Below are 25,963 nucleotides of genomic sequence, written 5' to 3' on the forward strand. Positions count from 1 at the left end.
CTCGTCGGCCGGCGCGGGCTGCGGCTGCCCCGGCGCCCAGGACACCCCCAGGCCACCGCCGATCAGCGCCAGCAGGAATCCGACCAGGAAGGCGCCGAAGTTGGAGACGACGAGGGAGACCAGCGCGAGGAGGATCGCGGCGACACCGGCGAAGACCCTCGACTGCGGCTGGTACCACATGGTCAGGCCCAGCACGATCAGCAGCACGCCGATGATCAGCGATCCGGCGCCGGCCGTCGTGGCCATCCGGAACTGGAGATCGCCCAGCGAGACCGTCTGGTACGGGATGTACATGACCGGGACACCGGCCAGGATGCACAACAGCCCGCCCCAGAAGGGGCGTCGGCCCCGCCAGTCCCAGAACGAACGGCGGGTGCGGCCGAGCGTGTCGATCAGCCGTGGTCGCGTATCGGCGCTCATGGTGTACAGCTCCTCGGGACTGGCGAATCGGTGATGCGTGGCGCTCACGGACGCGGACGCGGTCGCGCTCACGAACGCGGTCGCGGACGGCGGCCGGTCCGGGCGTGGGGCCGGGCGGCCCGGTCCCACGCCCGTCCCGTCACTCCAGCTCCGAGTCCTGGAAGCACTCGTTCTTGCCGAAGCCGACCTTCATCTTCAGGCCCTTGAGGGTGAAGGTGCCCGCGGTGGTCGCCCACGCCCGCTGCTTGGCGTCGGTGAAGGTGACCTTCTTGGCCTGCTGGGCGAACGAGCCCGGCACGTACTTGTCGCCGGCGTGCGGGCCGGGGCCCTTACCGGCGCCCTTGCCCTTGAGGGTGTCGTCCACCGAGACGCCGATGTCGATGTCCTCGAAAACCGCGTCGGCCTTGAGGGCTTCCGCGTCGATGTAGAGCTGCTTGGCGTCGACCGCTTCCTTGTCGCCCGCCTTGAGCACCATCGAGACGTCCTGGCCGATGAGCGGGATGGGGACGACGACGGACTGGCAGAGATTGTTGATCGTGGCGTGGTTCACGCCGACGACCGCCACGGGATGGGCACCCTTCGAGTTCTGCTCCAGAGCGCCGTACTGGACGAAGTCCTCGCCCACCATCTTCCCGGCCGCGACCTTGAACTGCTGGCCCGAAACGCTGAACGACGCCGCGAGGGCGCCCTGCGCGACCGCCACACCGACCGCTGCCGACGCCGCGACGCCGGGCACCATGACGACGGCGAACCTGCGCCATCTGGTCCCACCACGAGTCCGGTCCTTCACGACTTTCCTCCTTCTCGGACGTACATCCCCGGTGCGGGCCGGCGGCCCGCGCGGGGGATGGGAGAAGAGCTACGTCCTCGGGAAGAAGAGCGCCGTGGCGTCCGCTGGCGCATGCCGCGCCCGTCACACACCGGCGATCACCCCCGAGCGACAACCACTGGCCACGCCTTCGCGCAACCCGCGGAACAGGCCCCGCCGTTGACGCACGGGGACCCCCCTGTCCCAGGACCGGTGGACGTGCCGCCGGCCCGCCCGGTGGGGACCCGCGACCCGCGCACGACCGACGGCCGGGCGGGGAGCGGACCGGGCTGGCCCGATCGTGGTCCATCGCGGGCCGGGGCACAAGAGGTTGATTACTTGCGAGTAACGAGCGGATAACCAACAGACGGCCGGTATGTATCGCCACTTGGCCGCACGACGCCGGAACGTGACCGCGACCGCGGGGGCACAACAGAAAAACCCGGGCGAATGCCCGGGTTTTCCTTACCGCACGTAACAGCGGCCGCGTTTACCAAGTTTTGGTAAAGCGCAGTCGCCCGTTCCGCCTGTGACGAGGGAGGGACGAGTGCCCGTCGAGTGCCCGTCAGAACAGGGCGCGGGACAGCGCGGTACGCGCCGCCGTCACCCTCGGATCGTCGGGGCCGATCACCTCGAAGAGCTCCAGCAGCCGCATGCGCGCGGCGTCGCGGTCCTCCCCCGCAGTCCGCTTCACCGCGTCGATCAACCGCCCGAAGGCGTCCTCGACATGCCCGCCGACGAGATCGAGATCGGCCGCCGCGATCTGCGCGGTCACATCGCCCGGCGCGTCGGCGGCCGCCTTGCGCACCGCCTGCGCGTCCACGCCCTGGACCCGCTGGAGGAGCTGCGCCTGGGCGAGCCCCAGCTTGGCCTCGGCGTTGGCCGGGTCGTCGGACAGCACGTTCTCGTAAGCGCGGACGGCACCGCCCAGGTCACCCGCGTCCAGCGCGTCGTGCGCGGCGGACAGGGCGATGTCGTGGGGGCCGGCGGGCGCCTGCGGAACGGCGGCCTCGCCCCCCTCTCCTGGCTCTCCCGGCGCGACGGGCGCGCCCACGATGCCGAAGCGCTGCTCCGCCACCGCGATCAGCTGGTCGAGCACCTGACGGATCTGGGCCTCGGGGGCCGCGCCCTGGAACAGCGGCAGGGCCTGGCCTGCCACGACGGCGAACACGGCCGGGATGGACTGGACGCCGAACTGCTGGAAGAGCAGCTGGTTGGCCTCGACGTCCACCTTGGCGAGGACGAAGCGCCCCGCGTATTCGTCGGCCAGCCGCTCCAGCAGCGGGCCCAGCTGCTTGCACGGCTCGCACCAGTCGGCCCAGAAGTCGATGACGACGGGCACCTCGGCGGACCGCTGAAGGACCTCCGCCTCGAAGCCGGCCTCGTCGACGTCGAAGACGAGACGGCCCACTGCCGGGTCCACACCCTGGCGCGCGGCCTCCGCGCGCACCTGCTCCGCCTTCTGCTTGGCTTCACCGGCCGCCTTCACCGCGGCGAGGTCGACCACTCCACTCATGGACATATTCCGTGGCTGCATGGCCCTATCCTCCCCCCTCGGCACGGCGAACCGGAAAACGGCGGACGACTGCTGACTCGCTCCGCGCCGGGTCCCCACCAGGCGCATGTGGTTGTCGCTCTTACGCTACGAGCCGTAGCGTAACTGCAACGACCGCTCCCCGGCCCTGTGATCTGCCTCATACCCGGCGACCTACTCGGCGGTAAGGTCCCTCCATGAGCTCCGCCGCCCCTCCCCCGGCCCGCCGCACGGGCCGCCCACGCAGCGCCGACGCCGATCGCGCCATCCTCGACGCGACCCGCGCGGCCCTGGTCGAGCTGGGCTGGGGCAAGCTGACGCTGGGCGACGTCGCGACCCGCGCGGGGGTCGCCAAGACCACCCTCTACCGCCGCTGGGCGGGCAAGAACGAACTCGTGGTGGACGCGGTGGCCGCCCTCTTCGACGAGCACCTGGAGCTCCCCGACCGCGGCAGCCTCCAGGCCGACATCGAGGGCGTCGTCCTCCAGTTCGCCGCGCTGCTGGAACGGCCCGAGACCAAGACGGCCCTGATGGCGGTGGTGGCGGAGTCCACGCGCGACGACGCACTGCGCGACCGCATCCGCTCCGCGATCGTGGACCGCCAGAAGTCCCTGGTCCTCCTGGGCCGAGCCCGCGCCCAGGCCCGCGGGGAGCTGCCCCGCGAGCCCGACCCCGAGTCGGCGGCCCGCAACGCCGACCTCATCTTCGACGTCATCGCGGGCGCCGTCGTCCACCGGACCCTGGTGAGCGCGGAACCGGTGGACGCCGAGTGGGCACGCGGCTTCACCGCGCTGCTGGTGGGCGGGCTGGCAACCGCTTACGCCTGAGCCCGCCCTTCCGCGCCTACCGGGCAGCCGGCATGTTGCCGTGCCGCCGGTCGTCCACGCGCTTCCGGATGCCGGGAACCATGGGAAGCGCGTCGATCTGCCCCGGCTCGAACCAGCGATGGGGGCCGGCTCCTTGAAGGAGCCGGCCCCCATCCTCAATTCACAAAGCCGCCGCGTCTACCGGAACCGCAGCGTGAACGTGCCCTTGGCGATGCCCGGGGGCGTGATCACGACGGTGTAGGTGCCGTCGGCGGGGAGTGTCTGGGTGTCGAACAGTTTGGGGGGCGCCGAGCAGTCACCGAAGGCGATCGGGGAGCCCGTGGGGTCGAGGAGCATGTAGTCGTTGGGGCTGCCTCCCGCGTCGGTGAGGGTCTGGGAGCACGTGCTGTCCACTTTCTGGCCCGCCTTGCCGGTGAAGGTCACCGTGGCCTTCTGGCCGGGGCCGGTCGTGGTGACCGTGGTGTCGGGGCCGCCGATCGTCGCCGTCGCGGTCACATCGTCGGGGACCGAGTAGACGCGCAGCTTGAGCGTCCCGGTGGCGATGCCCGGCGGGGCGGCCGAGAGGGTGTAGGTGCCGTCGGCGGGCAGCGTGGTGGTGTCGAACACCTTGGGCGGCGTGGCGCACAGCCCGAACTGGACCTGGTTGCCCGAGGGGTCGGACAGAACGTAGTTGACGAAGCCGTCGGCCCGGTCGGTGAGGGTCTCCGCGCAGCTGATGAAGATCCGTCGGCCGGTGGTGCCGGGGAAGGTGACCGAGGCCTTCTGGCCGGGCACCGTGGTGGCCACCGCGGTCTCGGGGCCGTCGACGGCGGCGGTGGCCTTGGCGTCGGCGGGCGGCGAGTAGAGCCGCAGGGTCACGTCGGCCGTTCCCGCGCCCGGTGGGCTGACGGCGATGGTGTAGGTGCCGTCGGTGGCGAGGGTCTGGGTGTCGAAGAGGATGGGCGGGCTGGCGCAGTCGCCTATGGAGCCCTCCGCGCCCGAAGGGGTCACCAGCCGGTAGGAGGCGGCGAGTCCGCTGTCGTCGTGAAGGGTCTGGGAGCAGGTGACGAAGAGGCGCTGTCCGGCCGTCGCCGCGAACGTCACGCGGGCCTTCTGCCCGGGCGTGGTGGTGGCGACGTTCACCGCCGGGCCGCCGGGTACGGCGGTGGCCGTGACGTCGGCGGGCGGTGAGTAGAGCCGCACGGTGAACGTGCCCGTCATCAGGCCCCTGGGCTTGATCCAGAGCGTGTAGGTGCCGTCGGTGGGCAGGGCCTGGGTGTCGAAGAGGACGGGTTTCTTCTCGCAGTACTGGAAGCCGGCGACACCTCCGACGGCCGCGCCGTCGGGGCCCTTGAGGACGTACATCGGCTTGCCGCCGTTGGCGTTCGCCACGGTGTGGTCGCAGGTGATGAAGACGCGCTGCCCGGCGGTGGCGTTGAAGCTCACCTCGCCGGCCTGGCCGTACGCGGTGGTGGTGACGGTGATGGGCGCGCTGTTGAGGGTGGTCGTCCGGATGATGTCGGGCGGCACGCGGTAGAGCTGGATGGTCACCTTGGTGGTGACCTTGCCTCCGGGGGTGATCGCGATGGTATGGGTGCCGGTGACGCCGAGCGTGTGCGCGTCGAAGAGCGTCGGGGGCAGGGTCCAGGTCAGGAGGGGGAAGACGGGCTGGTTGCAGACGCTGGAGGTCTCGTACTCGCCCACCGGGTTCGACAGCGTGTAGTTGGTCCAGGAGTTGCGGTCGCCTCCGGTGAGCGTCTGGTAGCAGGTCGCGTAGATCCGGTCCCCGGCGTTCGCGGTGAAGGTGACGCTCGCGTGCTGGCCGGGCTTGGTGGTGGCGATCGTCACCGGGCCGCCGCCGATGCTCACGGTGCCGCCCGTCACGTCGTCGGGCACGGAGAGGACCTTCACGGTGTAGCCGCCGGTCCGGTCGCCGGGCGGGGAGACATAGACGGTGTAGGTGCCGGTGGCGTTGAGGGGCCGGGCGTCGAAGAGGAAGAGGGTCGGGTTGTCGCAGGAGCTTGTCTTCTGGTCGATGTTCGTCCCGGAGGGGTCGAGCAGCGTGAAGGACGTTCCCTTGCCGTCCGGGTACTGCGTGCCCTTCACACAATCGACCGCGACCCGCTGTCCGGCCTTGCCCGCGAAGGTGATCTGCGCGTCCTGGTAGGCCTTGGTCACGTTGACGGTCACCGGATCACCGTCGACGCTCGCCGCCGCCGTGGCGACGGGGAGCGTCGAACGGACCCGGAAGCCCATGCTCGCGGACCGGTCGTCGGGGCTCGTAATCGCGATCTTGTACGTGCCCGTGGCGGCCAGTGTGACGGCGGGCCAGATCGCGCCGTCGACGTAGCAGTAGCCCGAGGATCCGGCGGGGGCGCCGGACGGGTCGTACAGGACGAAGCGCGTCGTGGCCGCGCTGGCCGTGCAACTGATGAGAACGCGCTGGCCGGCCGTCGCGTCGAACCGGACCTCGGCGGCCTGGCCCGGCGAGGTGGCGAGCGGGGCGACGGGCCCGTCGACCACGGCGGTGACGGCGACCGGCGCGGGGGTCTCGGTCAGCTTGATCCTGACGCTGCGGGCCGCCGTCGTCCGGGACGGCTGGATCTCCAGCCGGTATGTGCCGTTCCGGTCCAGCAGGGCGGTGGTGGACCCTGCCGGCCCGGCCGTCGGGCACGCGGACGAGTTGACGACCCAGTTGCCGGACGGGTTCAGGAGCGTGAAGCTCGCCGCGTCCGACGGAGTCGTCGCACAGCTGATCGTGAGGCGCTGCCCCGCCTTGCCGTCGAAGGTGACGGCGCTGCTCTGCCACCGCCCCGTCGTGGCCGCGGTGACCTCCGGGCCGCCGATGACGGCCGGTACGGTCACGTCCGGCGGGACCGGGCCGAGGGTGGCCGTGACCGTACCGGCCTGGTCGTCCTTCGGCGAGACGTAGAGGGTGTACGTGCCGGACTTGGTCAGCGCGGCGGTCAGGTCCCCCGTCCCGCTCGCGCCCATCGTGTCGCCGGGTTCGAGGAGCGTCAGGCTGTTCAGCGGGCCGCCCGGTCCGGTCGTGGCGGCGTGCATCTTGGTACCCGCCGTACCGGTGAAGGTGAACCGCGCTGCCTGGCCGAAGGTCACGTTCGCCGAGCGGGCCTTGTCGTCGACGGCCGCGGCCACCACCTGGTCGGCCGGCACCTTGGTCACGGTCGCCGAGACCGTGCCGGTCAGCGAGCCGCCCAGGCCGATTGCGAGCTTGTAGGTGCCGGTCGCCGACAGGGTGAACCTGGGGATGTACGCCTTGGTCGCGTCGGACGAGGCCATGGAGCCGGTGACCTGGTTCCCGGCGGGGTCCACGAGGCGGGCGAGGGTCGTCGTCCAGTCCGGGGCGGCGGACGCCGAGAGCCGGACGAACACGTCGGTTCCGGCGGTTCCCTGGAAGGTGACGGTGCCCCGCTGCCCCGGGCTGCCGAGGGCGAGCGAGGCGGCGGGGCCGTCGATGGTGGTGGTGGCCGCCGCGTCGTCGGGGACGGACGTCACCCTGACCTTGTAGGCGGCCTGCCCGGTGCTGTCGGGGGTGAGCTTGAGGGTGTAGGTGCCCGTGGCGGGGAGGGTCATGGTGTCGATCTGCGTCTGATAGGCCGTCGACGTCCTCGCCAGGACCGTGCCGGACGGCGAGGTCAGCACGACCGCCGACGAGAACGAGCTGCCGGTCGTCTTGGTGATGCCGGTGAACACCCGCCTGCCCGCGGTGCCCGCGTAGGTGAACACCGCCGACTGCCCGGCGGCGGTCGTGGCGAGGGACCCTTCGGGCCCGTCCACGGTGAGGGTCGCGGTCACGTCCGTGGTGAGCGGGGGCGCCTCCTCGCGGGCTGTGGCCCCGGCCCCGACCCCCGGGGTGACCCGTTCCGACTTGTCCGAACTCCCGCTCTGCCCCGCCGCGTTGTGGGCGGTGACCGTGAAGGCGTAGCTCTTGCCGTCGGTCAGACCGCCGAGGACGGCGCTGGTCTGCCCGTCCGTCCGGACGGTGGCGCCGCCGGGGTCGGCGGTGACGGTGTAGCCGGTGACCGCCGCGCCGCCGTCGGCGGCGGGAGGCGTCCAGCTGACGGTGGCCCGGCCGGGGCCGGCGACCGCGCGCACCCGCTCCGGGGCGTGGGGGGCGGTGGCCTTGCGGAAGTATCCGCGCGTCCCGACCGTGACCGAGGCGGGCGTGTCGGTGGCCACGGCCAGGGCACCGGACCGGGAGAGCCGGGCGATGTCCGTCCCGCCCGCGTCGCCGCGCGGCCCGAAGCACGCGCTCGGCACGGCGTCGCGGCGGGCGGAGCGCCCGGGCGCCAGCGTCAGGCAGCCGTCGCGGGCGGCGCCGGTGACGGAGGGCCGGACGACGGCCGCCACGACGTCTTCGGCTCGGCCGACGCCGCCGGTGCCCGCGACGCTCACGTCGGCGGACGGTGCCGTCGCGGACGTCCTCGCCCGCAGGACGGTCCTCGGGTCGACCGGCACGTAGGTGGCTCCGGCCTCCGTCGCCGAGGGGGTCGTGTAGTAGCCGCGCAGCCGCAGCGTGAGCCTCACCCGGCTGCTCGCGGTGAGGACGAGCTGTCCCGAGCGGGAGAGCGGCAGCGTGTCGAGGGCCGTGGCGCGGCCGCCCCGGCGGTAGCAGAGCGAGGTCGTCGCGGCGCGCGGCCCGGCCTCCGGCCCGGCGGTCACACAGCCGGGGGCCGGGGCGCCGTCGGCCTCGACGCTCACGGCGACCGCGGAGATCGCGGAGATCGCGGAGATCGCGGACGCCCGGGGCAGCCCCCCGTTCCCGGCCAACGTGGCCGTGACGGAGCCGTGGGCGGCGAGCGCCTTGCCGTCGAGGACCGGTGCGCCGCCGTCGAGCGGCACGAAGGTGCCGCCGGCCCGGTCCGCCTTGGCGGCGGTGTAGTAGCCGCGCACCCGCACCTCGACGCCGGTGGCCGCGCTGGCGTGCACGCCGATCCGGCCGTTCGCGGCGGGGCGCACGACGTCGTAGCGGCGGGCGTTCGCACCGGCGGTGAAGCGCAGGGCGGCGTCCTGCGCCGCGTCGGCGGGGTCGGCGGTGAGGAGGCTCAGCCGGCCGTCGGCGCGCGGCGCGGTCGCCTCGACGCTCAGCGCCACCGCCAGCACGCGGCCGGGCCCGGCCAGCCCGGGGACGCCCGGGATGCCGAAGGAAGCGGTGCCGCCCGCCCGCAGGGTCGTCTTCAGCGCCGGGGTCGCGTCGGCGGGCACGAACTGGCCCTCGGCGGGCCGCAGTCCGGGTCTCCCGGGCGGCCCTTGCGGGCCGGTGGGCGTCCGGGGGGCCGGTGGCGCCTTCTCCGGCTTCGCCTCGGGCGGCTTGGCGGGCTTGCGCGGCCCGGCGGGCGCGCCGGGCTTCCCCGGGGCCGCGGAGGAAAACGGTGTCGGTGGAGGCGGCGCCCCGGCCGCCGCCGTGGCCGGGCCGGCGAGCAGGGTCGCCAGCAGGGCGACGGCGGTGACGCACACCGCGGATATCCGGCGTTGCATGACGAACTCCCTTGGCCGGCACGGCCGGCGAGTACGGGTGGGGTGTACGGGTGGTGGTACGGCACCTCGCGCCGAGCGGGCGGTACGGGCCGACGCGACGGACAACGGAGGGGCCGAGCGCATCGGGCCGGACGGGTGGTACGGACCGGCAAGGCCGGGCAGGGACGGACGGGCAGCGGTCGAGGCACGAGCGCCTCGGGTCGAGCAGGCGGTACGGGCAGGCGACGAGCGGTGGCGGGGCGCGAGCGCCCCGGGTCGGGCGGGCAGTGGGTCGGGCGGGTCAGCGGGCGGCGCGCCGTCGCCGGCTGCGGCCCGTCAGCGTCAGCGTGCCGAGGACCGCCCCCGCCGGCCCGGCGACCCACAGCGGCCAGAAGTAGACGAGGTGTCCGGTGGTCAGGACGACGAGCCCGTACACCACCGTGTTGACCGCCACTGCGGTCAGGTAGATCGTCCAGAGCACGGTCAGGGCGGTGAGCCGGGACGCCGCGCGGGACGGTGTGTCGGTCTCGGGCAGGTCCGCCGTCAGCGGGCGCAGTTCTCCCCAGGTCCGGGTGGCCAGGAGCGCGTCCAGACGTTCGCGGTACTCGTCGTGGTCGAGCCGGCCTTCGGCGTAGGCGGCGCCCAGGACGGATGCCGCCTCGTCGCGTTCCCGGTCGGATATCCGGTGGTCGTCACGCATGCGTTCCCCCGACGCCGAGGCTCGTCAGTGCCGCCCGCAGGTCCTCGGGGGACCGTCCGCGCCAGTGCACATAGCCGTCGGGCCGTACCAGCGCGGCCCCTTCCGGCCCGTCGCCGGACGTGCTCAGGACGCGCAGCGGCACCGGGCAGGGGGCCGCCAGGCCGTCCGTCCACCGCTCCGGCGGGCCGCTGTCCCGGCCGAGGACGAGCACCGGGGCGTCCCCGTAGTGGTCGAGGAGGCGCGGTGCCCGGCTGCCCGCCCGCCAGTCGTCGACGAGCACGGCGGCGTCCTCGGGCTCCCCGGGCGGCAGCAGGGGGCCGAGGTCGAGACCCGGGTGGTCGAGGTAGACGGCCAGTTGCCGCTCCGCACGGACCATGCCCTCGCTGTCGCCGTGGGCCCGGGAACTGGCCAGCAGCCCCACCGTGTTGACGCGGGAGCGGGCCCAGCGCGCGGTGCGTTCGCCGATCGCCCGGCGCTCCACGGCGTAGTCCTCCAGCAGGGCGGGCCCGCCCCAGCCCCGGGAGATCGCCACCAGCCGCCAGGCCAGCGCGTCCGCGTCGGCGAGACCGAGGTTGAGGCCGGCCGCCCCGGTCGGGGGCAGTTCGTGCGCCGCGTCGCCGGCGCGGACGATCCGGCCCACGGTGAAGCGCTCGGCGACCCGGTAGGCGATGTCGTAGAACCGTATGCCGCGCAGCCGTGCCGTGGTGAGGAGTGGGTCGCCGGGCGGCACTCCCACCACCGTGGAGAGCATCCGCCGGACGCGCTCGGGCGGGTGGTCGGCCGGGCCGTCGGAGCGTCCGGCCACCATGCTGACGATCCAGTCGCGCTTCCCGTCCACCACCAGCAGCTGTGCCGGGTGGCTGCCGCCCATCAGATAGGTGATGAAGGCGGGGTGCTCCGCCACCAGCGGGGCAAGGTCCGCCTCCAGCCGGAAGCCGACCTGGCTCATGGCCCGCCGCCGTACGCCCGCTCCCGCGACCGCCGGGCCGGCGCCGAGGCCGCGGCAGCCGTCGGCCAGCACCACGTGGCGGGCCCGGTGGCGGGTGACCGGTCCGTCGTCGGGGGCGACCGTGACCTCGGCGTACGGCCCCCGGTCGGTGACGGCGAGCGCGCCGGTCCGCCACCGCACCGCGTCCGGCCGGACGGTCGCGACCGCCTCGGCGAGGACGTGTTCCAGCCGGTCCTGGGTGCACAGCACGCGGTGTTCCGGGCTGTGGAGGGTTTCCCGTCCGGTGGACTCCACGGTCAGCAGGGCGGGTCCGGTCAGCGTGTCGGCGACGACGACGCGTTCGGTCCAGTCGCCCGGCAGGGCGCGGGCCCGTACGGCGTCGGCCACTCCGAGGCGGCGCAGCAGTTCCATCGAGCGGGTGCTGACGACCCTGGCCTTGGGGTGGTCCGTCGGGCCGCCGTCGCGGTCGACGGCCACGGCGTCGACGCCGGCCCGGCACAGGGCGAGGACGAGCGCGAGCCCGACGGGCCCGGCCCCGACGACCAGGACCTCGTGCTCGGGGGCGCTCGGCGCGGTCATGGCCGGAACACCACCTTCCCCACCGTGGCGCCGCTCTCCAGCAGGGTGTGCCCGTGCCGGACCTCGGACAGGGGCAGTTCGGTGACGGGCATCCGTACGCGGCCGTCGGCGAGGACGCCCGCGAGTTCGGCGAGGGCCGGGCCGACGCTGCGGGCGTGGAGGGTGACGGCGCGGCCCAGGTACCAGGTGTGGAGGCCGAGGTTGCGGCGGGCGTCGAGGAAGGCGGTGGGCAGGCCGGTGAGTTCGGGGTTGCCTGCCGCCCTGCCGTAGAGGACGACGTGGCCGCCGGGGTGGAGCATCCGGAAGGAGTCCGCGAAGCGCGGGCCGGCCACCGGGTCGAGGACGACGCTCGCCCCGTAGCCCCCGGTGGCCCGGCGGACCGCGCGGACCAGGTCGTTCCCGGCGCTCCGGTCGATGGCGCTGCGGTCGATGACGTGCCGGTAGCCGGCCTGCCGGGCGAGTTCGGCCTTGCGGGGCGAGGAGACGATGCCGATGGTGTGGGGCGCTCGGGGCGGCAGCAGGGCACCGAGCCAGTGGCCGACGCCTCCCGCGGCGGCGTGGGCGACGACGGGCCCGGTGCCGTCGGGGACGTGGTCGCGGGCCAGGAACCAGGCGGTGAGGCCGGCGGTGGGGATGCTCGCGGCGGTCGCGTCGTCGAGGCCGTCCGGCAGCCGGGCGGCCATCTGGGCGCGGATGACGGCGTATTCGGCGAAGCCGCCGGAGCGGACGAGGGCCACGACCCTGTCGCCCACGGCGAAGCCCTCGGCGCCCGGGCCGACGTCCTCGACGACGCCCACCACGTCGGTGCCGGGCACGACGGGGAAGGTCAGGCCGGTGGCGATCCGGCGGCGGTCCTCCACGTCGTGGAAGTTCAGGCCGATGGCCGTGGTGCGGACGAGGAGCTGGCCGCCTCGCGCGGTGGGCGCGGGGGTGTCCGTCAGCTTCAGGACGCCGACGTCGCCGACGCCGGTCTGGATCAGCGCGCGCACGGCGTCCCCTCCGGGTCGGCGAGCAGGGCGGCGACGGCGAGGCCGTCACCGTGCGAGAGGGAGAGCGAGAGGGGCAGCGGGGTCTCCCGGCCGCGCAGACGCAGCACCGGGGCGCAGTGCTGGCGGCGCAGCACCTCGATGTCCCGGAGGTCCAGGCCGGGGTGGAGGCGTTGGACGGCGCGTTTGGCGGCCAGGATCGCGGCGGCGCGCTGGGGGGCGTCGGCGTGGCCGAGGGAGGCGCGTTCGAAGCGGGTGAGCGCGGCGAGGGCGGCGGCGTCGGGCCCGTCGGTGTAGGTGACGGCGGCGAACGCGGCGACGCGCGGGGTGCGGGTCATCGGGCGACCACCACGGAACCGTAGGTGCCGCCGATGGAGAAGGCGTTGGCCATGACGGCGTCTTTGGTGAGCGGGAGGGGGGAGCCGGTGAGGACGTGGCGCACGCGGGCGCCGCCGACGGGGTCGGTGAGTCCGGCGGTCGGGGGGATCAGGCCGGTGTCGAGGGCCACGAGGCCGGCCAGCAGCGAGACGGCTCCGCCGGCGCCCTGGGTCTCGCCGACGGCGGCCTTGGTGGCGGAGACGGGGATGTCGCGGCCGAAGACGCGGGAGAGCACGCCGGTCTCCAGGGAGTCCAGCACGGTGGCGCCGTTGGCCACGCCGGAGACGTAGCCGATGTCCTCGGGGGTGCGTCCGGAGCGCTGGAGGGCCTTGCGGAGCACGGCCTCCCACTGGGTGCCGCGGGGGTCGAGCTCGGTGCGGCGGTCGCCGCCGCGGGGCAGCGCGTCGCCTCCGACGGCGGAGCCGAGCAGCCGGCCGTAGGAGCGGACGCCGCGGGTGCGGGCCGCCTCGGTGGGTTCGACGACGAAGGCGAGGCCGGCGGAGCCGAGGTTGATGCCGGAGATGTCGCGCTGGTAGGGCACGGCCCGCTCGTCGATCATGTACTGGTGCTGGGGGCCGGGGGTGGTCAGGTGGAGCCGGGTGATCTCCTCGGCGGCGATGACGATGGCGTGGTCGGCGTCGCCCCGGGCCACGAGGGCGCCCGCGTACTCGAGGGCGTGGACGGCGGCGACGGAGCCGGAGCTGAAGGTGGTGCGGGGGCCGCGCAGCCGCAGGGCCTTGCAGACGTGCCCGGTGGCGGAGGTGAAGACGGTGTTGGGGAAGAGGACCGGGCTGGGTTCTCCGGCCTTGATGCTGTCGGTGAAGCGGGTGATGGCTCCCAGCGGGCCGGTGGCGGTCGCGAGGACGACAGCGGTGTTGTTGCGCTGGCCCGCCGTCAGTCGCAGGTCGGCGTCCTTCCACGCCTGCCGGGCGACGGACAGGGCGAGTCTGGAGAGGACGTCCATCTGGCGCCAGTCGCCCAGGGGGGCGACGCCGCGCGGGTCGAGGTCGGGGAGTTCGCCCACGAAGGAGACGGGCAGGCCCTCGGTGTCGAAGCCGCGCGCCCGCCCGAGCCCGTTCTCCCCGGCCAGGAGCGCGTCCCGCCACCGCTCGTATCCGCTGCCGAGGGGGCCGATGGCGCCCACGCCCGTGATGGACACCTCGCGGGCGGCCCGTTCCCGGGGCTCGGGGCCGTGGCCGGGGTGGCAGAAGACGAGCGAGGCGTTGTCGCCGCCGAAGGCGTAGTTGTTGGACATGACGACGTCGAGCCTGGCGGGCCGGGGGGTGTTGGGGACGAAGTCCAGGGTGGGCTCGGTGTCGGTGGCGAAGTTGGCGGTGGGCGGGACGATCTGGTCGCGCAGGGCGTAGATGACGGCGGCGGCCTCGATGGCGCCGGCGGCGCCGAGGGTGTGGCCGGTGACGGGTTTGACGCTGCTGAGGGGGACGCTCGGGGCGCGGTCGCCGAAGGCGAGGCGGAGCGCCTTGGCCTCCATGGCGTCGTTGGGTTCGGTGCCGGTGCCGTGGCCGTTGACGTAGTCGACGTCGTCGGGGGTCAGCCCGGCGCGTTCCAGGGCCCGGTTCATGGCCAGGACGGCGCCCTTGGCGCTGGGGTCGGGGGCGGTGATGTGGTGGGCGTCGGCCGAGGAGCCCCAGCCCTTGAGCTCGGCCAGCGGCTCGGCGCCGCGGGCCAGCGCCCGCTCCAGGGGTTCCAGGACGAGGATGCCCGCGCCCTCGCCGAGGACGAGACCGTTGGAGCGGCTGTAGGCCTGGCAGCCGTCGGGGCCGAGGGCCTGGAGGCTCGCGAAGCCGTGCCAGGTGGGGGCGAAGAGCTGGTCGACCCCGCCCGCGATCATCACATCGGTCTCCCCCGCCACGATCCGCTCGGCGGCCTGGGCCAGGGCCGCGGACCCGGCGGTGCACGCCGTGGACAGCACGGCGCGCGGTCCGGTGATGCCGAGCTCGGCGGCGACCATGTCCGCGTTGGCGTAGAGGAACTGGGCGAACCCCCGGTCGTCGTAGAAGCCCGCCTGGCACTGGCCGAGGGCGACCCCGATCCGGGACCGGTCCTCGGCGTCGAGGTCCAGGCCGGAGTCGGCGACGGCCTCCCGCAGGGCCGCGAAGAGCAGTTGCGCGACCCTGTCGCGGGGGTCGCCCATGCCGCTGTAGCCCAGATCGGTGACCTGACCGCCGACCCGGCACTCGCTCGCCCCGATGTCGAGGTCCTTCACCTCCCGGACCGCGCTGCGTCCGTCCCTGACGCGCGCCCAGAACTCGCCCGCGTTCTCGGCTCCGGCACAACGGACGCCGATGCCTGTCACCACCACCCGGGTCACGATCACACCTCCATGGGGGTCGTCCAGCTGGTGGGGACGACGTAGGGGGCGGCCAGGGTGCCGACGCGGGCGCCCGAGGCCGTGCCGAACTCCAGTCGGCTCGCCTGCCAGTGGCGGTCGACGGCCGCGAGGCCGAGCTGTGCGCCGAGGCCGGGCGAGTCCACCACGTAGGTCACCCGGCCCACGACCTCCGGCCCGACGAGGAGCTCGTCGCCCTCCGCCACGCGCCCGGTCGTCACCGCGAAGCCGATGGGGCGGGTGCCGGTGAGGTCGGCGCGCTGGGCCATCAGCGCCTCGCGGCCGGTGAATTCGGGCTTGTTGATGTCGACGAGCCAGTTGAGCCCGGCCGTCAGCACGGTGCCGTCCTCGCCCAGTTCGCGGTGGAGGACGGGCTGGCGGACCTCCAGCATGGCCGTCTCCAGGGCCCGTTGGCCCACGGGGGTGCTGTGCGCGGCCAGGGCGCGCCAGACCGGCTCGGCGATCTCGTGGGGCAGGAACAGCGTGTAGCCGTACTCGCCGGTGACGCCGATGCGGGCCAGGACGACGTCGACGCCGTCGACCTCGACGGGCAGCAGGCTCTCGTAGGCGAGCGAGACGTAGTCCTCGCCGAAGACTTCCTGGACGACGCGCCAGGCGTCGGGGCCCTCCACGGCGAGGACCGAGGTCGAGGAGCGCAGGTTGGCGAGCTCCGCCTCGCCGGGCTCGCAGGCGGGGGCGAGCAGCGCCGCGACGCGTTCGTCGCGGCCCGGGCCGCAGTGGACGTAGTAGTCGTCGTCGGAGAGGGCGAGGACCACGACGACGTCGACGGGGCGGCCGCCGGAGTCCAGGACCAGGGCGCTCTGGGCCTGTTCGGGCGCCAGGAACTCCACGTCGCGGGTGAGGACGCGGTTGAGCGCCTCGGCGGCGCCGGGCCCGTGGACGCGCAGCGGGCCGCCGCCGCTGAGGTCCGCCAGGCCCGCCCCGGAGCGCAGGGCCGCGTACTCCTCCTCGTACGAGCCGACTTGCCAGACCACCCGGGCGCCGGACACCGTCGTGTACTCCGGCTCCCGGCCGAGGTGTCCGGTCAGGACTCCGCTCACTTCGTCTCCCCCATCTCGATACCGGCCGGCCGCTTCGGGGCCGGTCCGCCCAGGACCGCGGCGTCGGCGACGCCCAGTTGCACGACGCCTTCGGCCACGAGCGCGCGGCCGACCGCCGCGCGCACCGCGAATTCGGCGCATCCGCCGAGCCGGGCGGTCAGTTCGGAGCGCAGGCGCACCTCCTCGCCGGGCAGCACCGGGCGCCGGAAGCGCGTCTTCTTCACCCCTGCCAGCACGCCCAGCCCGTCCGGCGGGGGCGCCGGCGCGCCGTCCGCGCCGGCGGCGCTCCACAGCACGACGCCGGACAGCTGCGCGAGGGCCTCGATCAGCAGGACGCCGGGGACGACCGGCCGCCCGGGGAAGTGCCCTTCGAGGTAGGAGGCGCTGCGGCCGGGCAGCAGGGCGCCCGCCGCGCGGACGCCGGCCTCGATCTCGTCGACCCGGTCCAGCAGGGCGAACGCCCCGCGGTGCGGAAGGATCTGTTCGAGGTCGTGGGCCAGCAGTGGCAGCCGGACGCCGCCGACGGTGGCCCGGGCGGGCGGCCGGACGCGCAGGGCGGGCTCAGATCTGGTCATGGACGCGCTCCGTCAGCTTGGCGACGGAGCCGAACGCCTCGCGGTCGTCGTCGTGGACCGTGGCGCCGAACTCGGCGGTCAGGCCGATGGAGATCTCCAGCGCGTCGACGCTGTCGAGCTCCAGCCCCCGGCCGAACAGCGGCTGGTCGTCGGTGATCCAGTCGGTGTCGACCGGCAGGTCGAGCCGGGACACCAGCATCCGCCTCACCCGGGCGCACAGTTCCTGCTGCTCTTTGGCCCGCAGTCTCATGTCTTCCGTGGCCGACATCTCGTTCCTTCCACACGTGCCGTTGCCTGACTTGTCCCCGGATCGCCCCGCCCCTCGGGTGGGGGCGTCATCGCCGGGTGAGGCCCCCGTCCACGACGAGCGTGGTGCCGGTGACGTAACTGGATTCCGGCCCGGCCAGCCAGGCGACGGCCGAGGCCACCTCGTCGCAGGTGCCGGCCCGGCCGAGGGGCACCCTGGCGAGCTCCGCCGCCAGCGCCGACTCCGGTGCCTTCCTCAGCATGTCGCTCTCGATGAAGCCGGGTACGACGGCGTTGACGCGGACGCCGGAGTGGGCGACCTCCGTGGCGAGGCTCCTGGTCATGGCGATCAGACCGGCCTTGGAGGCCGCGTAGTTGGCCTGTCCGGCGGGGCCCACCAGCCCGGAGACGCTGGCGACGTTGACCACGGTGCCCGCGCCGGCGGCCGCCATGAGCTTGACGCCGTCGCGACTGCACCGGAACGCGCCGGTGAGGTTGGTCTCCAGGACCGAGGACCATTTGCGGTCGCTCATCATCAGGAGGTAGCCGTCCTCGGTGACCCCGGCGTTGTTGACGAGCACGTCCAGCCGCCCGTACGTGCGCCGGACGTGCTGGAAGAGGGCCCGTACCGCCTCCTCGCGGGCGACATCGGCCGCCACGGCCTCGGCGTCGCCGCCCTCGGCGCGGACGGCGTCCGCGACCTCCTCCGCCCGGGCCGCCCGGGAACGGTAGGTGAGGAGGACGGTGTACCCGTCCCGGCCGAGCCTGCGCGCCACGGCGGCCCCGATGCCCCGGGAGCCGCCGGTGACCACGGCCACCGGCTTCCCGGAGCGGGGCGCGGGCGCGGTCACGAGGCGCTCCCCACGGCCACCGCCACCTGCCGGGCGGCCGGCGGGCCGTCCGCGCGCAGCCGGGCCAGCACGTGCGGCTGGGCCATGCTGGTGATCCGGACCGCCGGGTGGTCCCGGCCGAACGATCTGAGCACCTTGCTGTCTCCTGTCTCGACGGCTTCCGTCACCCCGGCGTCCGCCAGGCTCCGGCCGACCAGGTCCCAGCGGACCGGCCCGGTCAGCTGGTCGACCAGGTACGCGCGGAGGTCCTCGGGGTCGGTGAGCGGGCGCCCGGTGGTGTCGGCCACGACGGGCACCCGGGCCTCGCGCAGCGGCAGTTCCGCGACCGTCCGCGTCCAGGCGGGGGCGGCGGCGGCCATGAGCGGCGAGTGGAAGGCGTGGCTGACCTCCAGCCGTACGGCGCTCCGCGCGCCGGCCGCCAGCAGTGCGCCGACCGCCTCCCCCACCGCCTGCTCCGCGCCGCTGACCACGGTCCGGTCGGCGGCGTTGACCAGGCCGGTGACCACGGGCCGGCCGGTGCGGGCGGCCACCCGCCGGACGACCGCGTCGACCTCGGCGGGCGCGAGGCCCGTGACGGCCGCCATGGCGCCGGCTTCCGGCACGGCGCCCATCAGCGCGCCGCGCCGGGCCGCGAGCCGCAGGGCCCGCTCGGGAGAGAGCGCCCCGGCGGCGGCGAGGGCGGCGAGCGCGCCGACGCTGTGCCCGGCCACGATGTCGTAGGGGATCCGGCGGGCCTTCAGCGCGGCGAGCGCCGCCAGATTGACGGTCGTCACGGCGATCTGGGCGTACTCGGTGCGCCGCAGCCGGGCCGAGGGCCCGCGGCGCAGCAGGTCCGGCACGTCGACGGCGGTCGCCCGGCTCGCTTCGGCGAGGACGGCGCGGGCCTCCGGGGAGGCGTGGAACAGGGCTCGCCCCATGCCGGTCCGCTGGGTGCTCTGGCCGGGGAACAGCAGGGCCGTCATACGACCACCGCCGAGATCAGCCAGTGTTCGTAGGGGGCGTGCCAGGCCCAGCCGGCGGTTGTTCCGGCGGGTGCCGGGGCGCCAGGGAGCGCGGTGACCCGGCCCGTGCCGGCGGGTGGGGTGCCGAGGTCGTGGGCGAAGTCGGCGAGGGCCGCGTCGAGAAGGGCGGACGGGGCGTCCTGGTCCCCCGGGACGTAGTGGGCGTGGGGGAAGAGCCAGCCGGGCGGGCGGCGGCCGTGGGCCTTGAGCCAGGCCTCCTTGACGCCCACCGCCACGCCGATGGCCCGGGCCCGTCCGGCCGCGTCCAGGCCGGCCAGGGCGGCGTGTTCGTCCGGGGCGAGCAGGGTGCCGGCGGCGGCCGGGCCGTAGTCGTCGGCGATGCGGCGCATCCGGCCGAGGTCGACGACGTCGATGCCGATCCTCACGACCGTGCTCCGCTCGCGAGGCGGGCGGCGGTGGCCTCGTCGGTGAGGGCGTCGCCGGGCACCCCGAACCACTGGTCGAGGTGGGTGGCGAGGAAGACGTCGCCGGTGACGTCGGTGAGCCCGGCGAGATAGGCGTCGTTTCCGTCCATGAATTTGAAGGCGATGCGCAGGAATACGGCGAAGGAGAGCCGGATGACGGCGTCGGGGTCCGCCGGGGGTTCGGTCACCCGGCATTCCCCGGGCAGGAATTCCATGCAGAAGCGGACCGTTCGCTCCCCGTCGTCGAGGGCGAACACCACCGTGCCCGTCTCTCCTTCGGCCTGTTCCGGGCGGAAGATGGCGGGGACTCCGTAGAGGATGAATCCGAGTGCGCCGACGGTGCCTTCCGGAAGCCGGCGGATCCCGTCGAGCATCTCCGTGTCGTCGGGTGTGCGGCCGACGACGTCCTCCAGGCGGGTGAGGAAATCCGTCGCGTAGGCGAGGGCCTCGTCGTCACTCATCCCCGAGAAATCGGGGAGCGGAATGGTCATCTCGTACCTTTCCTTCGCGTCGTGAGCGCCACCAGCGCGAGGACCGGGAGGGTCATCGCGGCGATGACGGATACGGAGGGGAGCACCTCGCGCAGCCCGCCTCCCGTGTTGATCAGACGTACGTAGCCGTCCATGGCCCAGGCGTGGGGCGTGAGGTGGCCGATGGTCCGCATGGTGTCGCCGGTGATGTCCAGCGGCCACATGCAGCCGCCGAGCATGCCCAGGGCGACGCCCACGGGCGGCCCGATGGCGATGGCCTGCGCGGTGGTGCGGGCCAGCAGGCCGACGAGCATGCCGAGTGCGGCGCCGAAGAGGCACAGCGTCCCGGTGAGCACCGCGACGCCCAGGGGGTCGCCCCAGTCGACGTGGAACACGAGGGCGCAGAACGCCCAGATGACGATGGCCTGGAGGGCGGCGATGAGGACGCGGCCGAGGAACTCGCCGCCGAGGACGACGGCCCGGGAGACCGGCATCGCCAGCATCCGCCGGGTGATGCCCTGTTGTCTGCTCTCGATCAACGCGGCGGCCGAGGTCAGTGAGGTGATGACGACGAACAGGGTCAGGTTGGACGGTCCGGTGTAGCTCACACCGAGCCGCATGGTGCCGGACGGCGCGACGGAGATCTTGGTGACGGCGGGGCCGGGTGTGGTCGGCGCGAACTGCCGGGCCCGGGCGAGTTCGTCGTCCAGGGGGCGGCCGGTCTGCCGGTGGGCGAACAGCCCGGCCTCCAGCGGGGCCACCTGCCGGCTGACGACGGCGTCCACCACCGAGCGCACCGTGGCCGCGCCGGGCTGCCGCGGGGTGACCAGGAGGCGCAGCCCGGTCTCGCGGCCGGCCGCCAGGTCGGCTCCGTAGCCGGCCGGCACCACCAGCCCGGCGGTGACCTGGCCGCGGCGTACGGCCCTGCGGAGCGCGGCCTCGTCGTCGTAGGCCGTCGTGTCCAGCGCGGGTGCTTCCCGGACGGCGGTGACGAGGCGGCGGCCGACGGGGTCACTGGCCCGGGAGACGACGCCGACGCTGATGGTGTCGGCCTTGTCGCCGATGGCGACGCCGATGACGGTGACGATGACGAAGGGCAGAGCCAGGGTGGTGAACAGCATGATGGGCTGTCGCACCACGCGGCGCAGGTTGTTGAGGGCTATCAGCCATGCGTTACGCACCGGTCCGCCTCACCGTCCGCCGGGCGAGGCCCGCGGTGACCAGAGCGCTGGCCAGCGCGATTCCCGCGAGGACGAGGAGCGCGGGGCCGACGGCCGCCCAGGGGCGGGCCGGCGCCAGCGACAGGTCGGCGAAGGCGCGGGCGGCCCAGCCGTTGGGGGTGGCGAGCGCGAGGTGTTCCAGGACGGGCGGGGTCCGTGACGGCGGTACGAAGGTGCCGCCGACGACGGCCAGGAGGAAGGCGACGGTCGTGCCCAGGCTGCCCGCCTGCTGCTCGGTGCGGGCGAGCAGGACGACGAGCGAGGAGACGCCGATCATGGCGGCCGCCGCGACGAGCACGAGCACGGCCAGGACGAGGGGGTCGCCGAAGGAGACGCCGAACGCGGCGAAGACTCCCAGCAGTACGCCTCCGGAGAGCATGCCGACGCCCAGGGCGATCAGGTATCTGGCGGCCGGCAGCCACCAGACGGGCACCGCGCTCGCCACGATCCTGGCCAGTGTGCCGCGGGCCCGCTCGGCGACCAGTCCGCGGGCCGCGATCTGTCCGCAGAAGAAGAGGGCCAGGACGAGCATGGAGGGGGCGAAGTAGGCGGCCGGGGTCAGGGTGCGCGGGCCGGCCTGTTCGATGCCGATGGTCACGGGTGACTTCAGGGTGCTCGCGCTCTGCGCGAGTCGCCGGTCCAGGGCGTGGGCGCCGGGGCCGCTCGTCGCGGTCCGCAGGGCCAGGCCGATGGCGCCGGTCTGGGCGCTGAAGCCGCGCAGGACGCTCTCGGCCACGGGCGCTCCGATGGAGGTGTCGCCGCCGGTGAGCAGCCGTAGGGCGGGGGGCCGGCCGTCGCGGATGCCGGAGCCGAAGTGGGCGGGGATCACGACGGCCGCGGCCAGCCGGCCGCCCCGGGTGTCCTTCTCGGCCTCGGCGTCGGACATGTAGAGCTTGGTGTCGACGAGTCCGGTGCCGTCCAGTCGGAGGCCGGGCAGGATCCGGTGGACGAGGAGGGCGGCGGCGGTCCCGCCGTCGTGGTCGACCACTCCGATCGTCGCCTTCCCGCCGTCGGCCAGCCTGCCGAAGGCCAGCGAGGTGATGCCGGCGAGCAGCAGGGGCACCACGAAGACCAGGAGCAGCACCGAGCGGTCGCGCCAGCCGTGCAGGACCTCCTTGCGGAGCAGGGCACGGAAGGCGCCCGCCCGGGAGGTGTTCCGGGGGGTGTCGGGGGTGTACGGGTCACCCATCGCGCAGCGCCTTCCCGGTGAGGTGGAGAAAGACGCTCTCCAGGTCCGGTTCCTCGACCGCCAGGGCGCCCACCGACGCCCCGCTCCCGCTCAGGGCGGCGAGGATGCGCGGCAGTGCCTCGGCGGGGTCCTCGGCCAGGACGTCCAGTTCGTCGCCGGTGGCCCGGACGGCGGTCACCCCTGGCAGGGCGGCCAGGGTGCGTACGGCGTCGGCGGGCAGGGGCCGGCAGGTCAGCCTGATCCGCCGGCCGCCGTCCTCCAGCCGTTCCAGCAGCTCGCGCCGGGTGCCGCAGACCAGGAGCCGGCCCTCGTCCATGACGCCGACCCGGTCGGCCAGGCGCTCGACCTCCTCCATGTAATGGCTGGAGTAGAGCAGGGCGAGGCCGTCGTCGCGGAGGCGCTGGAGTCCGTCGAGCATGGCGTTGCGGCTGTGCGGGTCGACGCCGACGGTGGGTTCGTCCAGGACGAGCAGGGAGGGGCGGTGGAGGAGGGCGATGGCGATGTTGAGGCGTCGCTTCATCCCGCCGGAGTAGGTGCCAACGCGGTCGTCCGCGCGGCCTTGCAGGTCGACGAAGGCGAGGACCTCCCCGACGCGTTCGCGCGTCTCGCGCCGGCCCAGTCCGTAGAGGGCGGCGAAGAAGCGGAGATTCTCATGGGCCGTCAGATCGTCGTAGACGGCGATCTCCTGGGGGACGTAGCCGATGCCGCGCCGGGCGGCGGGCGAGCGGACGGACAGCCCCGCGTCGCCGACGGCGACGCGGCCCCGGTCGGGCTCCAGCAGCCCGCAGATCATCAGGATGGTGGTGGTCTTGCCCGCGCCGTTGGGCCCGAGAAGGCCGAGGCATTCGCCGGGGGCGATGGCGAGGCTGACGCCGTCCACGGCCGTACGGTCGCCGTATCGTTTCACCAGCCCCTCGGCGCGCAGCACGGCCGGTACCGCGGTCGTGGATGCGTCTCCGGGGCTCGGGTCCACGCCCTTCGAGTCGTTCACCGCACCCACGGATTCGTGCACTCCCTTACCTGTACCCGGCTTGTCCGGCGCAGAGTTGTACGGCACAGCCCGTCGAAGGGCTTCACACACGTATGAGATTCCGGCACGCCGAGGATTCCGGGCGTCGAGGATTTCCGGGCTCCGGGGAGCCGCCCGTGCGCCGGAGAACGGGGCCGGGTGGCCGGCGATATTCTGGGCCGGGCGCGGCGGAGCCGGTGACTGCGGCTCCGCCGCGCTCGCTTCGGGTGACGGCCGTCAGCGGATGACGGTGCTGGTGAGCGCGGCGCCGGACTGCGCGTAGCAGGTCGCGGGGCCGGTGAGGTCACCGCCGGCCTGGTTGACGATGCCGGTCACCGTGATGCCCGGGTCGTCGTAGCCGGTGCCGGCCAGGCTGGTCTTGATCGTGCCGCCGGCGCCCGCCTTCATGGTGAAGTTGATCGCGGGGAGCTGCACGATGCTGCCCGGCGTCAGCGGGCCGGGGATGTTGACGGTGACGGTGCTGCCGGACCGCGTCACGGTCGGCGTGCCGGAACCGAGGTTGGCGCCGCCGGAGAGCGTGGCGTTGAGCACGGTGGCGTTGGACACCGAGAGCTTGATCGCGAAGTCCCGCACCTCCTTCACCGGGGCGTGGGCGATGTCCGAGGGGACGGTCCACGGCTGGGCCAGGCCCGTGCCGGTGACGACGGCTCCCGCGGTCGTGGTGGCCGGCGCCGAGCCGGCGAACGTGGTGGAGATGACGAAGGGGTCGCCCGAGAGCGGCTCCTTCGCCTGGCAGGTCTCGTTGAGCTCGACGGTCGTGGTCGCCATGGCCGTGCCGGAGGTCGACAGGACCGCCGCCAGGGCTATTCCGGTGGCGGCCGCTGCGGCCCCTGCCGCGCCGAGGTATCTCTTTCGCATGGTGCCCGATCCTCCTGGAAAACTCATCAGAGCATCCCGGCCGGGCTTTTCGCCGGCCGGAAGGGAGCATGATGGAGCGCCGCGCTGTCGCGCGGGTATTCCTTACGGGACCCCGGCCGGATTCGGATATTCCGCATTCCGGTACCGGGCATTTCGGCGATGCGAGAACGATCGAAAGGCCGGCGCGATATGAACATCGCTCCTTGGCCTATGCCTTAGGCAAGGTATACGAAGGAACTTTCGACGTCAAGGACACCAACTGCACCCCTGGCCACGGCAGTTACCCGCGTTCACCCACACCAAAACACCGGAACACATAACTCCGGGAATTCAGAAACCCGCCGGTTCCGTGTACGTCCCCCACTCGGCCCGCAGCGCGTCGCAGATCTCCCCCAGCGTGGCCTCGGCACGAACGGCCTCCAGCATGGGGGCGATCATGTTGGAGCCGTCGCGCGCGGCGGCCACCATCGTCTCCAGACAGCCGCGGACGCGGGCGTCGTCGCGGCGCGCCCTGCGGTCGGTCAGGACGCGCACCTGCTCGCGCTCCACCTCGTGACTCACCCGAAGGATCTCCAGGTCGCCGGTGACCGAGCCGTGGTGGCAGTTGACGCCCACGACGCGCTTGGCGCCCTTCTCCAGGGCCTGCTGGTGGCGGAAGGCGCTCTCGGCGATCTCGCCGGTGAACCAGCCGTCCTCGATGCCGCGCAGGATGCCGGAGGTCATGGGGCCGATGGGGTGCCGGCCGTCGGGGTGGGAGAGCAGGCCGCGCTCCTCGATCCGCTCGAAGATCTCCTCGGCGTCGGCCTCGATGCGGTCGGTGAGCTGCTCGACGTACCACGAACCGCCCAGCGGGTCGGCCACGTTGGCGACGCCCGTCTCCTCCATCAGCACCTGCTGGGTGCGCAGGGCGATCTCGGCGGCCTGCTCGCTGGGGAGGGCCAGGGTCTCGTCCAGGGCGTTGGTGTGGAGGGAGTTGGTGCCGCCGAGCACGGCGGCCAGGGCCTCGACGGCCGTCCGTACGACGTTGTTGTACGGCTGCTGGGCGGTGAGGGAGACGCCGGCGGTCTGGGTGTGGAAGCGCAGCCACTGGGCCTTCTCGGTGCGCGCGCCGTGGACCTCCTTCAGCCGGCGGGCCCAGATCCTGCGCGCCGCGCGGAACTTGGCGATCTCCTCGAAGAAGTCGACGTGGGCGTCGAAGAAGAAGGACAGGCCGGGGGCGAAGGCGTCGACGTCGAGGCCGCGGCTCAGCCCCAGCTCGACATAGCCGAAGCCGTCGGCGAGGGTGTAGGCGAGCTCCTGCGCCGCCGTGGCCCCGGCCTCGCGGATGTGATAGCCGGAGACGGACAGCGGCTTGTAGGCGGGAATGGCGCGGGCGCAGTGCTCCATCAGGTCGCCGATCAGGCGCAGATGGGGCTCGGGCGGGAAGAGCCACTCCTTCTGGGCGATGTACTCCTTGAAGATGTCGGTCTGGAGCGTGCCGTTGAGGACACCGGGGTCGACACCCTGGCGCTCGGCGGCGACGAGGTACATGCAGAAGACGGGGACGGCGGGGCCGCTGATGGTCATCGACGTGGTGACGTCGCCCAGGGGGATGCCCTTGAAGAGGATCTCCATGTCGGCGGCGGAGTCGATCGCGACGCCGCAGTGGCCGACCTCGCCGAGGGAGCGGCCGTCGTCGGAGTCACGGCCCATGAGGGTGGGCATGTCGAAGGCCACGCTCAGCCCGCCGCCGCCGTTGGCGAGGATCGTCCTGTAGCGCTCGTTGGTCTGCTCGGCGTTGCCGAAGCCGGCGAACTGGCGGATGGTCCAGGTGCGGCCGCGGTAGCCGGAGGCGTACAGGCCGCGGGTGAAGGGGTACTCGCCGGGCCAGCCGATCCGCTCGAAGCCCTCGTAGGCGTCGCCGGGGCGGGGGCCGTAGACGGGGGCGACCGCCGCGCCGGAGAGGGTGGTGAAGTCGGCGTCGCGCTTGTGGGCCGCGTCGAACCGGGCCTGCCAGCGGCGGCGCCCCTCCTCGATCGCACTTGCGTCCATGGTGGCCTCCGCCGCCTT

21 protein-coding genes and 1 pseudogene are annotated in these 25,963 nt (G+C 73.7%); 1 reads left to right on the plus strand and 21 read right to left on the minus strand.

Features of this window, described 5'->3' with window-relative positions:
* Positions 1–21: 21 nt before the first annotated feature.
* The 3 genes and pseudogenes from AB0E98_RS08310 to AB0E98_RS08320 form a co-directional block, all read right to left on the minus strand.
* Positions 22–420: pseudogene (locus tag AB0E98_RS08310) on the minus strand (DUF6114 domain-containing protein); the annotation flags it as partial.
* A gap of 139 nt (positions 421–559) precedes the next feature.
* Positions 560–1,210 (minus strand): DUF6230 family protein, encoded by a 651-nt coding sequence (locus AB0E98_RS08315; protein WP_361699910.1) that lies wholly within the window; start codon positions 1,208–1,210, stop codon positions 560–562.
* 583 nt (positions 1,211–1,793) lie between these two features.
* Positions 1,794–2,765, minus strand: coding sequence for a tetratricopeptide repeat protein (locus tag AB0E98_RS08320; protein WP_361699913.1), 972 nt, complete (start codon positions 2,763–2,765; stop codon positions 1,794–1,796).
* A gap of 194 nt (positions 2,766–2,959) precedes the next feature.
* On the opposite strand from AB0E98_RS08320, the gene AB0E98_RS08325 reads away from it, so the two are divergent.
* Positions 2,960–3,589 (plus strand): TetR/AcrR family transcriptional regulator, encoded by a 630-nt coding sequence (locus AB0E98_RS08325; protein WP_361699915.1) that lies wholly within the window; start codon positions 2,960–2,962, stop codon positions 3,587–3,589.
* A gap of 177 nt (positions 3,590–3,766) precedes the next feature.
* On the opposite strand, the gene AB0E98_RS08330 is transcribed toward AB0E98_RS08325, so the two are convergent.
* The 18 genes from AB0E98_RS08330 to AB0E98_RS08415 all read right to left on the minus strand — a co-directional run bounded on the left by AB0E98_RS08330 (position 3,767) and on the right by AB0E98_RS08415 (position 25,945).
* A complete protein-coding gene (locus tag AB0E98_RS08330) occupies positions 3,767–9,067 on the minus strand; it encodes a fibronectin type III domain-containing protein (RefSeq protein ID WP_361699917.1) in 5,301 nt (1,766 codons plus the stop codon).
* A gap of 280 nt (positions 9,068–9,347) precedes the next feature.
* Entirely contained in the window at positions 9,348–9,746 is a 399-nt protein-coding gene (locus tag AB0E98_RS08335; RefSeq protein WP_361699920.1) for a DUF1707 domain-containing protein, read from the minus strand.
* On the minus strand, positions 9,739–11,274 hold the full coding sequence (locus AB0E98_RS08340) for an FAD-dependent monooxygenase (RefSeq protein WP_361699923.1): 1,536 nt from the start codon (positions 11,272–11,274) through the stop codon (positions 9,739–9,741). Before AB0E98_RS08340 ends, AB0E98_RS08335 begins: the two co-directional genes overlap by 8 nt.
* Positions 11,271–12,263, minus strand: a complete 993-nt coding sequence (locus tag AB0E98_RS08345) for a zinc-binding dehydrogenase (RefSeq protein WP_361699926.1) — start codon at positions 12,261–12,263, stop codon at positions 11,271–11,273. Before AB0E98_RS08345 ends, AB0E98_RS08340 begins: the two co-directional genes overlap by 4 nt.
* Positions 12,251–12,598, minus strand: coding sequence for a hypothetical protein (locus tag AB0E98_RS08350; protein ID WP_361699929.1), 348 nt, complete (start codon positions 12,596–12,598; stop codon positions 12,251–12,253). The genes AB0E98_RS08345 and AB0E98_RS08350 overlap by 13 nt, the downstream gene beginning before the upstream one ends.
* On the minus strand, positions 12,595–14,976 hold the full coding sequence (locus tag AB0E98_RS08355) for a beta-ketoacyl-[acyl-carrier-protein] synthase family protein (RefSeq protein ID WP_361699931.1): 2,382 nt from the start codon (positions 14,974–14,976) through the stop codon (positions 12,595–12,597). Before AB0E98_RS08355 ends, AB0E98_RS08350 begins: the two co-directional genes overlap by 4 nt.
* On the minus strand, positions 14,973–16,049 hold the full coding sequence (locus AB0E98_RS08360; RefSeq protein ID WP_361699934.1) for a hypothetical protein: 1,077 nt from the start codon (positions 16,047–16,049) through the stop codon (positions 14,973–14,975). Before AB0E98_RS08360 ends, AB0E98_RS08355 begins: the two co-directional genes overlap by 4 nt.
* A complete protein-coding gene (locus AB0E98_RS08365; RefSeq protein WP_361699937.1) occupies positions 16,046–16,624 on the minus strand; it encodes a hypothetical protein in 579 nt (192 codons plus the stop codon). The genes AB0E98_RS08360 and AB0E98_RS08365 overlap by 4 nt, the downstream gene beginning before the upstream one ends.
* Positions 16,611–16,892: a phosphopantetheine-binding protein gene (locus AB0E98_RS08370; RefSeq protein ID WP_361699940.1), complete on the minus strand. Its 282-nt coding sequence runs from the start codon at positions 16,890–16,892 to the stop codon at positions 16,611–16,613. The genes AB0E98_RS08365 and AB0E98_RS08370 overlap by 14 nt, the downstream gene beginning before the upstream one ends.
* Positions 16,893–16,959: 67 nt before the next feature.
* Complete coding sequence (gene fabG / locus AB0E98_RS08375) at positions 16,960–17,721, minus strand: 3-oxoacyl-ACP reductase FabG (RefSeq protein WP_361699942.1); 762 nt, start codon at positions 17,719–17,721, stop codon at positions 16,960–16,962.
* Complete coding sequence (locus AB0E98_RS08380) at positions 17,718–18,683, minus strand: ACP S-malonyltransferase (RefSeq protein ID WP_361699945.1); 966 nt, start codon at positions 18,681–18,683, stop codon at positions 17,718–17,720. The genes fabG and AB0E98_RS08380 overlap by 4 nt, the downstream gene beginning before the upstream one ends.
* Positions 18,680–19,108, minus strand: coding sequence for a 4'-phosphopantetheinyl transferase superfamily protein (locus AB0E98_RS08385; RefSeq protein ID WP_361699947.1), 429 nt, complete (start codon positions 19,106–19,108; stop codon positions 18,680–18,682). The genes AB0E98_RS08380 and AB0E98_RS08385 overlap by 4 nt, the downstream gene beginning before the upstream one ends.
* Positions 19,105–19,638, minus strand: a complete 534-nt coding sequence (locus AB0E98_RS08390) for an SCP2 sterol-binding domain-containing protein (protein ID WP_361699950.1) — start codon at positions 19,636–19,638, stop codon at positions 19,105–19,107. Before AB0E98_RS08390 ends, AB0E98_RS08385 begins: the two co-directional genes overlap by 4 nt.
* Positions 19,635–20,798 (minus strand): ABC transporter permease, encoded by a 1,164-nt coding sequence (locus AB0E98_RS08395; RefSeq protein WP_361699953.1) that lies wholly within the window; start codon positions 20,796–20,798, stop codon positions 19,635–19,637. Before AB0E98_RS08395 ends, AB0E98_RS08390 begins: the two co-directional genes overlap by 4 nt.
* Positions 20,791–22,026, minus strand: a complete 1,236-nt coding sequence (locus tag AB0E98_RS08400) for an ABC transporter permease (RefSeq protein ID WP_361699956.1) — start codon at positions 22,024–22,026, stop codon at positions 20,791–20,793. Before AB0E98_RS08400 ends, AB0E98_RS08395 begins: the two co-directional genes overlap by 8 nt.
* Positions 22,019–23,026, minus strand: coding sequence for an ABC transporter ATP-binding protein (locus AB0E98_RS08405; protein WP_361699959.1), 1,008 nt, complete (start codon positions 23,024–23,026; stop codon positions 22,019–22,021). The genes AB0E98_RS08400 and AB0E98_RS08405 overlap by 8 nt, the downstream gene beginning before the upstream one ends.
* A gap of 246 nt (positions 23,027–23,272) precedes the next feature.
* Complete coding sequence (locus AB0E98_RS08410; RefSeq protein WP_361699961.1) at positions 23,273–23,914, minus strand: hypothetical protein; 642 nt, start codon at positions 23,912–23,914, stop codon at positions 23,273–23,275.
* A 330-nt stretch (positions 23,915–24,244) separates the two neighbouring features.
* Positions 24,245–25,945: a methylmalonyl-CoA mutase family protein gene (locus AB0E98_RS08415; RefSeq protein ID WP_361699963.1), complete on the minus strand. Its 1,701-nt coding sequence runs from the start codon at positions 25,943–25,945 to the stop codon at positions 24,245–24,247.
* Positions 25,946–25,963: the final 18 nt, after the last annotated feature.

The sequence above is a fragment of the Streptomyces sp. NPDC037389 genome, assembly GCF_040636475.1.
GTDB classification, from domain to species: domain Bacteria; phylum Actinomycetota; class Actinomycetes; order Streptomycetales; family Streptomycetaceae; genus Streptomyces; species Streptomyces hesseae.